Source organism: Streptomyces sp. NPDC058000 (assembly GCF_042886435.1).
Taxonomy (GTDB): Bacteria; Actinomycetota; Actinomycetes; order Streptomycetales; family Streptomycetaceae; genus Streptomyces.
The window spans coordinates 358,639-372,818 of sequence record NZ_JBHVQS010000002.1; the positions used below are offsets into that span (position 1 = coordinate 358,639).

The following is a 14,180-nucleotide window of genomic DNA, read 5'->3' on the forward strand; positions in this document are numbered from 1 at the left end:
TCGAGGCTGGGGCACGATGTAGTTCCGCTCTATTCGCCTGCACCTTTGATAATTCGGGAGGCGGCTGCGCGTGCCCGTGAAGAAACGCCCTCGGAATCCGGAGCCCGAAACGAATCTCCGGCATGGTGGAAAAATGTCTGACGCCTGCCCTCGATGCCGCTATGCGAGGAACAAGAAAGCCGGAGGGAAACTGCTCCACGGCATCCCGGAGGTGACCGACAATAAGCAGTTACGCGAGGTCCTCGTCAAGATTGATCATAATCTCAGGCAGGACGAGGCGCTGATGCAGGATGAAGCCGCAACTTTCATCATGGGTGTGCTAGAGGCAAAAATCGGCGGGAAGGAGTACTTCCTCGTCGCCTCCAGTGGGCGGAATCCTGACCCATGGATCGAGAAAAAGCACCTCGCCGGCATCACCTATCACCAGGGAGCCTGGGAAACGGTGAATCCACAGGTACCCGAACGTCACACGGGTTGGTGGACCATCCGAAACGAGAACGTAGATCTGGACACAAGCATACGCAGCGTGTCAAATCCGTGTGCCGCCATGAAGCTCCTTCTTGGACTGGGCAGAAAAAAACCTTCATGGAAATCCGTCGAATATCTGCGCATGAGCGAGATGGTGTTCGTTGGCCGCAAGGCGGACGACCCCAGCAAGCGGCAGTGGCACGGAAAGGGCGCCACAAGCTCATGGACCGCCCACTCCTGCGACGCGTGCGAGGCCCGCATCCCGTACCTGATCTGTGATGTCCCCGCAAACCAGATAGTCGACTGACTTATCGCAACCCCCGAAAGAGAAAACTCCTCCACGCCCCGTCGCGCCCTCCGCCGCGGGGTGTCCGGGATGCGTACGCACGTGCCGATGCCCACCCCCAGACGCGTTCCGGCTCTGCCCCAGCTTCGCGGGACGCCCGTGGTCACCGGCCAGATCGTCAACGGCAATGGCGTGCGCGGTGCCCGGATGGAGCGCGGCGAGCGGCAGCTGGTGGCGTTGACGATGCAGGTCGACGAGGTGATCGTCCTGACCCGCAAGGCCACTCTTGGGAATCCGGCGCAGCCACAGCGCTGACTCCACGAGGCCGCAAGCCCTGAACACACATGATCTCCACGTGAGCCCGACACGCCCCCCACGACGGAGCTCGGGAGAAACGCCAGGTCAGCGCACTGCTCCGCCAAGGGCCCGCGCACCCATTTCGACCACCCATCCGACCTCTTTACGCAAAAAGCCTGGTCAGCGCACTGACCAGGCTTTTTGCGTGTGTGTCCGAGGGGGGACTTGAACCCCCACGCCCGATAAAGGGCACTAGCACCTCAAGCTAGCGCGTCTGCCATTCCGCCACCCGGACTTAGGTGATCTTCGCGGGGCGTGCCCCGCGGCGACATGGACAACAATACCAAGGTTTCGGAGTGGCTTTCACCTGCGTATCCATGCCAGGCATAAGGGGCGCTTATGAGGGCAGTGAGGGCGGAACTGGCGAGGGGCGCGTGAGGGGGTGCGGTGAGGTCGAGGGCGTGGGCGTAGGGGTGAGCGTCGGTGGTGGGCGGGCGATCACGGCGGCGAGCGTTGAGCACCACCCCGCGCCATCGCAGCATCACGACCCCACGACATCGCGCCATCACGACCCCGCGGCGTCACGGCGTCACGGCGTCACGGCAACACGGCAACACGGCATCAGGTGGTACTCGGGGAAGTTGCCTGGGAGGGGTTCGTTGGTGGGGCCTTGGGTTACGGCGTGGGCGAGGAGGTCGCCGCCGATGAAGGCGCCGCGCCAGGAGTTGCCGAAGCCGCCGAAGAGTTCCGCGCGGTCGCCCCGGGAGCCGGGCGCGTTGTGGCCCACCTTGAAGGCGCGGATCTGCGGGGCGAGGCGGTCGAAGGTCTCCTCGCTACCGCACGAGAGGGTGGCCACCAGGGCGGCGTTGCTGGCGTTCATGGCGGCGAGGAGTTCCGCCTCTGTGTCGACGAGGACGATGGTGTCGACGGGGCCGAAGGGTTCGGCGTGGCCTTGGTGGCGTTGATCAAGGGGCCGAAGTCGAGGTCGGGGAGGGGGGCGGCGGGGTCGGGGACGGCCAGCGGGTGGCCGAAGCGGATGCTGCGGACGGCGGGGAGGTAGGCGGTGAGGAAGTCGGTGAAGGCGTCGCGCTGGACGACGAAGCGAGGGTAGGCGGTGCAGCGCTGCTTGGCGTAGCCGAAGGTCTTGCGGAGTTGTGGGGTCAGGGACGGCCAGTCGGTGAAGTTCCAGACGGCCCAGGTGTTGAGGCCCTCTTGTTCGAGGACGTGGCGTTTGCCGAGGTCGGCGACGGCGGTGGCGACCCGGGCGCCGGTGTCGCGGCCGGGTCGCCACTAGCGAAGGAGACGCAGCCGATCTCCGGTGAGCGGACGAGGGAGGGGGAGAGCATGCTTCCGCTGCCGCTGACCAGGGTGATCGGGACGCCTTCGCGGGCGGCCAGGGCGCTGGCGAGGGTGCGGCAGACCAGGCCGCCGTCAGTGGGGGTCTTGGCGATGACGGCATTGCCGGCCAGGGCCTGGACGAGCATGGCGTGGACGAGGACCGACATCGGGTAGTTCCAGCTGGCGATGTTGCCGACCGGGCCGGGCAGCGGGGACCGGCCGACCAGCATCCGGTCGATCTCGGTGACGTACCAGCGGACGCCGTCGATGGCGCGGTCGGCGTCGGCCTGGGCGAGCTTCCAGGGTTTGCCGATCTCCCAGACCAGGAGCAGGGCGAGCAGTTCGCGGTGTTCGGTGAGGGCGTCGAGGGTGGCGGCGATCCGGGCCTTCCGCTCGGCCAGGGGGACCTCGCGCCAGGTGCGGTGTTGGTCGAGGGAGGCGCGTACGGCGCGGAGGGCGGCGTCCGCTTCGAGGCGGGGTGGGCCGGCGATCGGGGTGCCGTCGACGGGGCTGGTGGCGGGCTGCGGGTGACCGTCCGGGTGCCAGGTGCCGGCCCAGAGGTTGCCGACCTGGTCGTCGTAGAACGCCTCGGGGGCGACGGCCCGGCCGCGCTGCCAGGCGTCCGACCAGGAGGTGCCGGGCTTGCGGACGAGGAATGGGGCCTCGTCGAGGGCGGGATCGGGGGTGGGATCGAGCCTGGGGGCGGGGGTGGGTGCCATCGAGTGTCTCCGCTCTCGGTGCACGGCCGGAGGGGCTGGGCCGGGGGACGGGAAAGGGCAAGCGCCGGGCCGGCTGGCCGGTACGGACTGGTGGGTGGCGTGATCGCTGCGGTCCTCCGCGCTTCCCCTGGACAACGGGTGGGTGATGAGGGATAACGGAGTTCATACAGTATTCGTCGACCGAAGACTGTATACAGTCTTCAATCGGCAATCCGATCTGTAACCCGATCCGCAATCCGTCCAGGTCGAGGCAGCGGAACAGCAACCGCGGCCCGAACGAAGGGAAGCGATGCACATGCCCGAAGACGCACAGGGCACCCAGGACGCCCAGGGCGCTCTGGATTCACGGGACGCCCAACACCTCATCTCCGGCGGGCACTTGGTCGCCAAGGCGCTCAAGGCGGAGGGGGTCGAGGTCGTCTACACCCTCTGCGGCGGCCACATCATCGATATCTACGACGGCTGCGTCGACGAGGGCATCCAGGTGGTGGACGTACGCCACGAACAGGTCGCCGCCCATGCCGCGGACGGCTACGCCCGGCTCACCGGTCGGCCCGGTTGTGCGGTGGTCACCGCCGGGCCGGGCACCACCGACGCGGTCACCGGGGTCGCCAACGCCTTCCGGGCCGAGTCGCCGATGCTGCTGATCGGCGGCCAAGGGGCGCGCACCCAGCACAAGATGGGGTCGCTCCAGGACCTGCCGCACGTCGAGATGATGACGCCGATCACCAAGTTCGCGGCCACCGTGCCGGACACCGCACGCGCCGCCGACCTGGTCTCGATGGCGTTCCGCGAGTGCTTCCACGGCGCGCCCGGTCCGTCGTTCCTGGAGATCCCGCGCGATGTGCTGGACGCCAAGGTGCCGGCCGCGACGGCCCGCGTGCCACGGGCCGGGCACTACCGGGCCTCGACCCGTTCGGCCGGCGACCCCGAGGACGTCCAGCGGCTGGCCGACCTGCTGGTGCGGGCGGAGAAACCGGCGATCCTGTTGGGCAGCCAGGTGTGGACGACGCGCGGGACCGAGGCCGCGGTGGAGCTCGTCCGGGCGCTGAACGTCCCGGCGTACATGAACGGGGCCGGGCGCGGGACGCTGCCGCCCGGCGATCCGCACCACTTCCAGCTGTCGCGGCGGTACGCGTTCGCCAACGCCGACGTCATCGTGATCGTCGGGACGCCGTTCGACTTCCGGATGGGGTACGGCAAGCGCTTGTCGGCGGACGCGACGGTGGTGCAGATCGACCTGGACTACCGGACGGTGGGCAAGAACCGGGACGTCGACCTGGGGATCGTGGGTGATGCGGGCCTCGTCCTGAAGGCGGTCACCGAGGCCGCTTCCGGGCGGATCAACGGAGGTGCCGCCCGGCGCAAGGAGTGGTTGGACGAGCTGCGGGCCGCCGAACAGGCCGCGTTGGCCGAGCGGTTGCCGCAGCTGCGGTCGGACGCCTCGCCCATCCACCCCTACCGGCTGGTCAGCGAGATCAACGACTTCCTGACCGAGGACTCGATCTACATCGGGGACGGCGGCGACGTGGTGACCTTCTCCGGCCAGGTCGTCCAACCCAAGTCCCCCGGTCACTGGATGGATCCCGGTCCGCTCGGCACGCTCGGCGTCGGCATTCCCTTCGTGCTCGCGGCCAAGCAGGCCCGGCCGGAGAAGGAAGTGGTGGCGCTCTTCGGGGACGGCGCGTTCAGCCTCACCGGATGGGACTTCGAGACCCTGGTCCGCTACGACCTGCCGTTCATCGGCATCGTCGGCAACAACTCCTCGATGAACCAGATCCGTTACGGCCAGCGGGCCAAGTACGGCGCGGAGCGGGAGCGGGTCGGCAACACCCTCGGCGACGTCCACTACGACAAGTTCGCCCAGATGCTGGGGGGTTACGGCGAGGAGGTCCGCGACCCCGCCGACATCGCCCCCGCCCTGCGGCGGGCGCGGGAGTCGGGGAAGCCCTCGCTGATCAACGTGTGGATCGATCCGGACGCCTACGCCCCCGGAACGATGAACCAGACCATGTACAAGTAGGAGGGAGTCCGCCGTGTCCAAGGCACTCGACGGCATTCGCGTCCTCGATATGACGCATGTTCAATCCGGGCCATCCGCAACGCAGTTGCTCGCCTGGCTCGGTGCGGACGTGATCAAGCTGGAGGCGGTGAGCGGGGACATCACACGGCGTCAGCTGCGGGACGTCCCGGACGCCGACTCGCTCTACTTCACGATGCTCAACTGCAACAAGCGCAGCATCACGCTGAACACCAAGACCCCGCGCGGCAAGGAGCTGCTGACCGAGCTGATCGCCCGCAGCGACGTCCTGGTGGAGAACTTCGGCCCCGGCGCGGTCGACCGGATGGGCTTCACCTGGGAGCGCATCCAGGAGATCAACCCGCGGATCGTCTACGCCAGCATCAAGGGCTTCGGCGAAGGTCCGTACACCGGCTTCAAGGCGTACGAAGTGGTGGCGCAGGCGATGGGCGGCGCGATGGCGACCACCGGCTTCGAGGACGGGCCGCCGCTGGCGACCGGTGCGCAGATCGGCGACTCCGGCACCGGGGTGCACTGCGTCGCCGGCATCCTCGCCGCGCTCTTCCAACGCACCCGGACCGGCCGCGGCCAGCGGGTCAACGTCGCCATGCAGCACGCGGTGCTCAACCTCTGCCGGGTGAAGCTGCGCGACCAACAGCGGCTCGCGCACGGGTCGTTGGCGGAGTACCCGAACGAGGACTTCGGTGACGAGGTGCCGCGCAGCGGCAACGCCAGCGGCGGCGGACAGCCGGGCTGGGCGGTGAAGTGCGCGCCCGGCGGGCCCAACGACTACGTCTATGTGATCGTGCAGCCGGTCGGCTGGCAGCCGCTCACCGAGCTGATCGGCCGGCCGGAGCTGGCGCAGGACCCGGACTGGGCGACGCCGGAGGCCCGGCTGCCCAGGCTGTCGAAGATGTTCCAGCTGATCGAGGAGTGGAGCAGCACGCTCCCCAAGTGGGAGGTGCTGGCGCGGCTGACCGCCCACGACATCCCCTGCGGGCCGATCCTGTCGACCAAGGAGATCATCGAGGACCCGTCGCTGGCCGCCAACGGAATGGTGGTCGAGGTCGCGCATCCGCAACGCGGCACCTTCACCACGGTCGGTTCGCCGCTGAAGCTCTCCGACTCCCCCGTCGAGGTCCACCGTTCGCCGCTGCTGGGTGAGCACAACGCGGAGGTGTACGGCGCGGAACTGGGACTGGACGACGCGGAGCTGCAGCAGCTGAAGACGGCGGGAGTGATCTGATGGAGAGTCAAGTAGACGTGGTGCGGGGTGTGTTGGCGGCGGTGCGGGCCGAGGGGCGGGCCGTGCTCACCGCGCCCGAGGGCAAGCTGATCGCCGAGGCGTACGGGATCCCGGTGCCGGCCGAGGGACTGGCGGAGACCGTCGAGGACGCGGTGGCGCTCGCCGACCGGATCGGCTTCCCCGTGGCGCTCAAGATCGTCTCGCCGGACATTCCGCACAAGACCGAGGCGGGCGGGGTGCGGACCGGTCTCGGCTCGGCGGCCGAGGTGCGCGGCGCGTTCACCGGGATCGTGGCGAACGCACGGGCGTACGCCCCGCAGGCGCGGATCGCCGGTGTGCAGGTGCAGCAGATGGTGCCGGAGGGGCAGGAGGTGATCGTCGGGGCGGTCACCGATCCGACGTTCGGGAAGGTCGTGGCGTTCGGGCTGGGCGGCGTGCTGGTCGAGGTGTTGAAGGACGTCACCTTCCGGCTCGCGCCGGCGTCGGCCGAGGACGCCGCGTCGATGCTGGACGGCATCCGGGCGGCCGAGGCGCTGCGGGGGGTGCGCGGCGGCCCGGCGGTGGACCGTGCGGCGCTCGCCGACCTGATCGTCCGCACCTCCCAACTGGCCGCGGATTTCCCGGAGATAGCGGAGATCGACCTCAATCCGGTGTTCGCCGCGGCGGACGGGGTGACGGCCGCGGACGTGCGGATCCTGCTGAGCACGGGGGCACCGCCGCAGCGTCCGCGCCACACCCGGGAGGAGATCCTCGCGGCGATGCGGCGGCTGATGCGGCCCCGTTCGGTCGCGGTCATCGGGGCCTCCGGCACGCCGGGCAAGATCGGCCACTCGGTGCTGCGCAATCTGCTCGACGGCGGGTTCACCGGCGAAATCCATCCGGTGCACCCCACCGCCGACGACATCCTGGGCCGCAAGGCGTACAGGTCGGTGCTGGACGTGCCGGGCGAGGTGGACGTGGCGGTGTTCGCCATCCCCGCGCCGCTCGTACCCGCGGCGCTGGAGGAGGCCGGCCGCAAGGGCGTCCCGAACGCCGTGCTGATCCCGTCCGGCTTCGCCGAGACCGGTGAACACGCCCTACAGGAACGGATCGTGGCGATCGGCGCGGAGTGGGGCATCCGGCTGCTCGGGCCGAACATCTACGGCTACTACTCCACCTGGCAGGACCTGTGCGCCACGTTCTGCACGCCGTACGACGTCAAGGGCGGGGTGGCGCTGACCTCGCAGTCCGGCGGCATCGGGATGGCGATCCTGGGCTTCGCCCGGACGACCAGGACCGGTGTCTCGGCGATCGTCGGGCTCGGCAACAAGGCGGACGTCGACGAGGACGACCTGCTCACGTACTTCGGCGAGGATCCGCACACCGACTGCATCGCGATGCACCTGGAGGACCTCAAGGACGGTCGGGCGTTCGTCGCGGCGGCCCGGGAGACCGTACCGAAGAAGCCGGTGGTGGTGCTGAAGGCGGGCCGCACCAGCGCCGGGGCGCGGGCCGCCGGTTCGCACACCGGCGCGCTGGCGGGCGATGACGCGGTCTACGACGACATCCTGCGGCAGGCCGGGGTGATCCGGGCGCCGGGCCTCTCCGACCTGCTGGAGTACGCCCGGGCGCTGCCCGTCCTGCCCGTCCCCCAGGGCGACAACGTGGTGGTCATCACCGGCGCCGGCGGGTCCGGGGTGCTGCTGTCGGACGCGCTCGTCGACAACGGGCTGCGCCTGATGGACATCCCGGCCGATCTCGACGCGGCGTTCCGTCGCCTGATCCCGCCGTTCGGGTCGGCCGGCAACCCGATCGACATCACGGGCGGCGAACCGCCCGCCACCTACGAGGCGGCGCTCCGGCTGGGGCTGTCGGATCCGCGGATCCATGCGCTGGTGCTGGGGTACTGGCACACCATCGTCACCCCGCCGGCGGTCTTCGCGGAGCTGACCGTGCGGGTCGTCGAGGAGTTCCGGGCGCGCGGCGTCGAGAAGCCGGTGGTGGCGTCGCTGGCCGGGGACACCGAGGTCGAGGAGGCGGCCGCGCGGCTCTTCGCGCACGGGGTCGTCGCCTACCCCTACACAACCGAGAAGCCGGTGGCGGTGCTCGGCGCGAAGTACCGCTGGGCACGGGCCGCGGGGCTGCTGAGCACCTGAGGCCGTTCTCCCGGAGCACGAAGAGATCGAGCAGAGGGCGCGCTGATCGGGTTCTTTCAATACCGAGGTGAACGGTATGGAGCACAGCGGACGGGACAGCACGGGAACAACAGGGATCACGTATCGGGAAATCACCGACGGAAAGGGGCGGGTCTATCGGATCGGCGAGACCGACCGGGAACTGCTCGGCGGCCACTCGCGGAAACTGATGGTGTATCTGCCGTGGCTGGCGATGATGGCCATCAGCGTCTCCGAATACGCCTACGGATCGGCCGAGGACACGCTGTCGCACGCACACGGCTGGTCCCAGAGCGACACCTTCTGGATTCTGAGCGTGTGGGTGTTCTTCCAGGCCGGAATCGCCTTTCCGGCCGGCTGGTTACGGGAGCGGGGCACCCTGACCGCGCGCCGGGCCATGTTCATCGGGGCGGTGCTGACCCTGCTGGGCTTCGTGGCCCTGGGGCATCTGCACCACGTACTGGCGGCGATCTGTGGTTTCGGGGTCGTGGGCGGCATCGGCTCCGGGCTCGTCTATGCCACCTGCATCAACATGGTGGGCAAATGGTTCCCGGAGCGGCGCGGTGCGAAGACCGGATTCGTCAACGGCGGATTCGCCTATGGAGCGCTGCCGTTCATCTTCGTCTTCAACTACGCCTTCGACACCTCGGATTTCGATGAGGTGCTGGACGGCATCGGAATCTATGTACTGATCGTGGTGGCGGGTTGTGCCTGGTTCTTCAAGGACCCGCCGAAGAATTGGTGGCCCGCCGAGGTCGATCCGTTGAACACCGGCGGGTCGGGGCAGCGCACGGTATTCCTGGCGAAGAACCCGCCGGCGGTCCGGCAGTTCACGCCCAAGGAGGCGGTCCGCAGCGGCATGCTCCCGCTGATGTGGGTGAGCGTGGTGCTGACCGCCGGCGTCTCGATCTTCGGGATCTCGTTCCAGGTGGACTTCGCTAAGGAGGTGGGATTCGGTCCGATGGTCGCGGCGTCGTCCATGGGGGTGATGTCCGTCGTCAACGGCGTCGGCCGGGCCGTGGTCGGCTGGTTGTCGGACCTGTGGGGCCGGAAGACGACCCTGGTCTTCGTGATCGTCGTCCTGGGACTGGCCCAGTTCGGGGTGTTGTGGGCCGGGGACCTGCACAGTCAGTGGCTGTTCCTGTTCTTCGCCTTCCTCTCCGGATTCGGCGGCGGTGCCTTCTATCCGCTCTTCGCGGCCCTGACCCCCGACTACTTCGGCGAGAACTACAACGCCACCAACTACGGCCTGGTCTACAGCGGGAAGCTCATCAGCGGCCTGTTCGGCGGCGGACTGGGCTCGATGGTGGTCAGTGCCTGGGGGTACAACGGCGCGTACCTGCTGGCCGGCGGCGTCTCCCTGGTGGCGGCGGCGTTCACCCTGCTGTTGCACCAGCCGGGACGGACCCGGTTACGCGATGTGGCGCCCAACCCCCGGCCGATCAGCCGGGAAATGACCTGAGCGGGACGACGACACGTTCGGGTGCTTTCCGAAACAGTTGGGAACCGTGCCGTGTCCTGGGGGCGGCAAGGCCGTTTGGGTGAGTGCCGACGGGGAGCGTGCCGTGCGCGACAGCACACGGCCGGTATGACCGTCGCGCCGGCGGAAGACACCGCTCGTTCTCTGTATCAGAAAGGGACTGTCCACCATGACGTATTCCAAGGCCGCTGCGGTTGTTGCCGGCGCGGTGATGGCACTGGGCGTCGCCGCCCCCGCGTTCGCCGACGGCCACCGGGGGGTCGCGGGAGCGGCCGACAACCTGCTCAACAACAACACGGTCTCCAAGGGCGTCGTCAAGAAGCCCAACGTCAACATCGACGCCGTGGTCAACGCCGTCGCCAAGACCGCGGACAAGCTGAAGTCGCCCCAGGGCGGCACGGCCAGGAACGTGGTCGGCCGGGCCGGTCATTCGCACCGCTGACGGTCATACCGCCGATCGGCGACCGAACGACGGACGCCCCGTCCCTGCTACGGCAGGGGCGGGGCGTCCGCGCGTCGTGCGGCCGGAACCGGGCCGCGACGCTCGCGTGCGTCTCGGTCGGTGCGCGGTGCTACTCGGACTTCGCCTCACCGTTGGTCACGGCCCGATCGGCGATGGCGCGGTGGTGTTGGACGACTTCTCCGATGATGAAGTCGAGGAACTACCGAGGCGGACAGCCAGCCCCCTCTGTACCTGCCTCGTAGCGATGAGATCCCAGCTCGCAGCCCTGGTTCCTCGCTCCCCCGGGTTCGCTCCCCCGTTCAGGCCACGTTCCCGCCCGTTGTGCTCACGGCTTCGGAACTCGGCCCGGTCTCCCAAACATCTCCCAAACGATCACGAGAATGCTGCAGGTCACCCCTAAAGGTTGTCCCGTAACGGCGGGGCGCAAGTGAGATGATCTCTCATGCCGTCTGTATGCTCGCGACCACTGACAACGCCCGCGGCGGCCCAGTAACGCCCATCTGGACCTGACCCGGGCGGGCGGGGACCACCGGCGGATGCTGGCTATGCTGAGAATCCCGGAAGGAAACGGCTGACCCCGGGCGCCCGCCGAAGGCCCGGCCGACGCCGGGGCGGCGAAAAGGTTGGTGTGCGGGGCCGGCGGAACCGGGTAACGTCTTTGTCATGTTCTTCCAGACGCCGATTTACGAGTGAGCGTGATGGGCCCCTCCTGACGTCCTTCGACGTCGCCGCCCGTCCCCCCACCGATGAATCCGTAGATCACTTCACATCAATACCGGGAGAACCCGTGACCGTGAGCAAGAACATCAACAACCCCGTGGGCATGGGCGGCGGCCAGCGCAAGAAGCTGTCCCGCACCGAACGGCAGAACAACGGTCCGCACCGCAACCTCGACCGCCAGGGTGCAGCCGAGCAGAAGGCGGAGCTGGTGCGCAAGATGCGCGAGAAGGCAGCCGCAGCTGAGGGCGCCGGGCAGGCGGGCGACGACACCGCACAGAGCTGACGCACCGCCGCAGCAGAGCGGCACCGTACAGGGCAGGGCCCGGACCGCGACACGCGGTCCGGGCTCTGCTGCCGTACCGGGCGCGGCCGGTCCCGATCAGCTCTCGGCCGACCACCCGCGTCTCAGCCGACCACCCGGGTCAGCCGCAGATTCAGCAGCCCCGCCACCGCCGCCACCCCGAGCTGCACCAGGAGCGTCACCACCAGCGCGTTCCCCGTGCCCAGCCCGGGCGACACCGCAGCTATGGGTTGTCCCGTAACTGATCTTCGAGTCTCCACGGGCGCACACGCCGTGTGCCCACTGGGTGAGGAACCCGTCGGTGGCGGCGACCTGCTGGCTTTCGTGGACTGACGAACGCGCCATGCACGTTCTCGGGGTCAAGAACCTTCGGGGAAGTTGGTCTCCCGGTTATCGCCCAAATGATCAGCTGGCAGCCGTCGCGGAACCCTTGGCCTCTCCCCCGCCGCTGGTCACGGCCCGGTCGGCGATGGCGCGGTGGTGTTGGACGACTTCTCCGATGATGAAGTTGAGGAACTTCTCGGCGAACGCCGGGTCCAGGCGGGCCTCTTCGGCCAGGCGGCGCAGGCGGGCGATCTGGGCGGCCTCGCGGGCCGGATCGGCGGGCGGCAGGCTGTGCCGGGCCTTGAGTTCGCCGACCTGCTGGGTGCACTTGAACCGCTCGGCGAGCAGGTGCACCAGCGCGGCATCGAGGTTGTCGATGCTGCTGCGCAGGTAGAGCAGCCGCTCGCGGGCCGCCTCGTCCGCGACGGAGGCCGCGTCGCCGGCCGCCGGTGCTGTCCCTTCGCTCATGTGCGTCTCGCCGTTTCTGGTCGGGTTCAAGGGGCTTCGTCCGTGATCAGCTGGTGCGTGATCGCCTGCACCCTACCCGGCCGGGGGCAGGTCATCGCCGCTGGTCTCGCGGATCGGACGGGGCCCGGACCGGTAGGGGCGAGGATCGGCCACCTGCGGTCGCGGCCCGGATCAGGCGTCCTCGCCGTCGAGTTCGTGATACGTCCGCCGGGTGTGCTCGGTGTGCGCGCGCATCACGGAGGTGGCGCGGGCCTCGTCGCCGTCGGCGATCGCGGCGATCAGGTCGCGGTGCTCGGCCCAGGACCGCCTGCCGCGCTTGCGGGCGACCGGGGTGTAGTACCAGCGCACCCGCCGCCCGACCTGCGCGGCCAGTTCGGCGAGCACGGCGTTGCCGGCCAGCTCGGTCACCTTGGCGTGAAACGCGGCGTTGAGGGCCACCGCGGTCTCCACGTCGTCGTCCTGGACGGCGCGCTCGCCCTGCTCGCAGAGTTGCTCCAGCTCGGCGATGCCGGACGGGTCGGCATGGACCGCGGCGAGCCGGGCGGCCTCGGCCTCCAGCAGTGTGCGGACCGTCAGCAGTTGGTCGGCCTCCTCCTCGGTGGGCTCGTGGACGAAGGCGCCCTGGGCGGGGCGCAGATCGATCCAGCCGTCGGTGTTGAGCCGCTGGAGCGCCTCGCGGACCGGCTGGCGGGAGACCCCGAGATGGCCCGCCAGTTCGCTCTCGACCAGGTGTTGGCCGGGGCGGAGCGCACGGGTGGTGATCAGTTCGAGCAGTGCCTCGTAGACGCGCTCGCGGAGCGGGCCGGGGCGTTCGAGCTTCGGTACGGCGCCCTGCGGCAGTCCTCTGGACAGCATCGGGGTCCCCTCCCTAATTGGCTATCGTCTACAGTCTACTGAGCGCGCCCGCTCCTCCACAGACCGCCGCGGTGATCCGCAGGGCGGTCCGCACCGGCGGCGCCGGGTGAACGCCCGTACCGGACAATGGACATCGGCGAGCGCGGCCACCACCGCAGACAGAACCGGGGCTGATCAGACATGGGACGGGTCACCGAGCGACGCCGCGTCATCCGGATCCGCGACGGTGCGGTGAGCAGCCGGCCGGACACCCTGGTCGCCGAGGAGCCGATGGAGATCAGGCTGAACGGCAAGCCACTGGCGATCACCATGCGGACCCCCGGTGACGATTTCGCGCTGGCCGCGGGTTTCCTGGTCAGCGAGGGCGTCCTGGCCCGCGCGGACGAGCTGGCGACCATCGTGTACTGCGCGGGGGCGACGGCGGACGGCGCCAACACCTACAACGTCGTCGACGTCCGGCTGGCCGAGGGGGTCAGCGTCCCGGACCTCACCCTGGAGCGGAACGTCTACACGACGTCGTCCTGCGGGCTGTGCGGCAAGGCCAGCCTGGACGCGGTGCGGACCACCGCCCGCTGGACGCTGGACACCGCCCCGGAGCCTGCGCTCCGGATGGACCCGGAGACCCTGGCGGCCCTGCCCGACCGGCTGCGGGGTGCCCAGCGGGTCTTCGACCGGACCGGCGGTCTGCACGCGGCGGCGCTCTTCACGGCGGACGGCGAACTGCTCGACGTCCGCGAGGACGTGGGGCGGCACAACGCGGTGGACAAGATCGTCGGGCGGGCGCTCCAGGACGGCCGGCTGCCGCTGTCGTCGTGTGTGTTGATGGTCTCCGGACGGGCCTCGTTCGAGCTGGCGCAGAAGGCCGTGATGGCCGGCATACCGGTGCTGGCCGCGGTCTCCGCACCGTCCTCGCTGGCCGTCGACCTCGCCGTCGAGACGGGACTGACGCTGGTCGGCTTCCTGCGCGGAAGGTCGATGAACGTCTACGCGGGCGCACACCGGTTGGCGCTGGACGCGGCGGCCGCCACGGACTGAGGCCGCC

The 14,180-nt window shown here is 69.3% G+C and carries 11 protein-coding genes, 1 tRNA gene and 1 pseudogene; 9 read left to right on the forward strand and 4 right to left on the reverse strand.

Going from position 1 to position 14,180, the window contains the following annotated elements; translation table 11 throughout:
• Window positions 1–133 precede the first annotated feature (133 nt).
• Both ACFVT2_RS04370 and ACFVT2_RS04375 read left to right on the forward strand, forming a co-directional pair.
• A complete protein-coding gene (locus ACFVT2_RS04370; protein ID WP_390011974.1) occupies window positions 134–775 on the forward strand; it encodes a hypothetical protein in 642 nt (213 codons plus the stop codon).
• Window positions 776–862: 87 nt separating this feature from the next.
• Entirely contained in the window at window positions 863–1,069 is a 207-nt protein-coding gene (locus ACFVT2_RS04375) for a hypothetical protein (protein WP_390011977.1), read from the forward strand.
• Window positions 1,070–1,261: 192 nt separating this feature from the next.
• On the opposite strand, the gene ACFVT2_RS04380 is transcribed toward ACFVT2_RS04375, so the two are convergent.
• Together ACFVT2_RS04380 and ACFVT2_RS04385 are read right to left on the reverse strand one after the other, a co-directional pair.
• A tRNA-Leu gene (locus ACFVT2_RS04380) sits at window positions 1,262–1,346 on the reverse strand.
• Window positions 1,347–1,640: 294 nt separating this feature from the next.
• Window positions 1,641–3,108: pseudogene (locus ACFVT2_RS04385) on the reverse strand (aldehyde dehydrogenase family protein).
• A gap of 295 nt (window positions 3,109–3,403) precedes the next feature.
• Here ACFVT2_RS04385 and ACFVT2_RS04390 point away from each other — a divergent pair.
• The 6 genes from ACFVT2_RS04390 to ACFVT2_RS04415 all read left to right on the forward strand — a co-directional run bounded on the left by ACFVT2_RS04390 (window position 3,404) and on the right by ACFVT2_RS04415 (window position 11,473).
• Entirely contained in the window at window positions 3,404–5,131 is a 1,728-nt protein-coding gene (locus ACFVT2_RS04390; RefSeq protein ID WP_390011980.1) for a thiamine pyrophosphate-binding protein, read from the forward strand.
• A gap of 13 nt (window positions 5,132–5,144) precedes the next feature.
• Window positions 5,145–6,374: a formyl-CoA transferase gene (frc, locus tag ACFVT2_RS04395; protein ID WP_390011982.1), complete on the forward strand. Its 1,230-nt coding sequence runs from the start codon at window positions 5,145–5,147 to the stop codon at window positions 6,372–6,374.
• Window positions 6,374–8,509, forward strand: a complete 2,136-nt coding sequence (locus tag ACFVT2_RS04400) for an acetate--CoA ligase family protein (protein ID WP_390011984.1) — start codon at window positions 6,374–6,376, stop codon at window positions 8,507–8,509. Before frc ends, ACFVT2_RS04400 begins: the two co-directional genes overlap by 1 nt.
• Before the next feature lie 76 nt (window positions 8,510–8,585).
• Window positions 8,586–9,989, forward strand: a complete 1,404-nt coding sequence (locus ACFVT2_RS04405) for an OFA family MFS transporter (RefSeq protein WP_390011986.1) — start codon at window positions 8,586–8,588, stop codon at window positions 9,987–9,989.
• A 187-nt stretch (window positions 9,990–10,176) separates the two neighbouring features.
• A complete protein-coding gene (locus tag ACFVT2_RS04410; protein ID WP_390011989.1) occupies window positions 10,177–10,449 on the forward strand; it encodes a hypothetical protein in 273 nt (90 codons plus the stop codon).
• A gap of 808 nt (window positions 10,450–11,257) precedes the next feature.
• Complete coding sequence (locus tag ACFVT2_RS04415) at window positions 11,258–11,473, forward strand: DUF6243 family protein (protein ID WP_390011991.1); 216 nt, start codon at window positions 11,258–11,260, stop codon at window positions 11,471–11,473.
• A 423-nt stretch (window positions 11,474–11,896) separates the two neighbouring features.
• On the opposite strand, the gene ACFVT2_RS04420 is transcribed toward ACFVT2_RS04415, so the two are convergent.
• Window positions 11,897–12,283: a chorismate mutase gene (locus ACFVT2_RS04420; protein ID WP_390011994.1), complete on the reverse strand. Its 387-nt coding sequence runs from the start codon at window positions 12,281–12,283 to the stop codon at window positions 11,897–11,899.
• A 171-nt stretch (window positions 12,284–12,454) separates the two neighbouring features.
• Window positions 12,455–13,138 (reverse strand): GntR family transcriptional regulator, encoded by a 684-nt coding sequence (locus ACFVT2_RS04425; protein WP_390011997.1) that lies wholly within the window; start codon window positions 13,136–13,138, stop codon window positions 12,455–12,457.
• Between the two features lie 180 nt (window positions 13,139–13,318).
• Here ACFVT2_RS04425 and fdhD point away from each other — a divergent pair, with 180 nt between their 5' ends.
• On the forward strand, window positions 13,319–14,173 hold the full coding sequence (gene fdhD, locus ACFVT2_RS04430; RefSeq protein ID WP_390012000.1) for a formate dehydrogenase accessory sulfurtransferase FdhD: 855 nt from the start codon (window positions 13,319–13,321) through the stop codon (window positions 14,171–14,173).
• Window positions 14,174–14,180 lie beyond the last annotated feature (7 nt).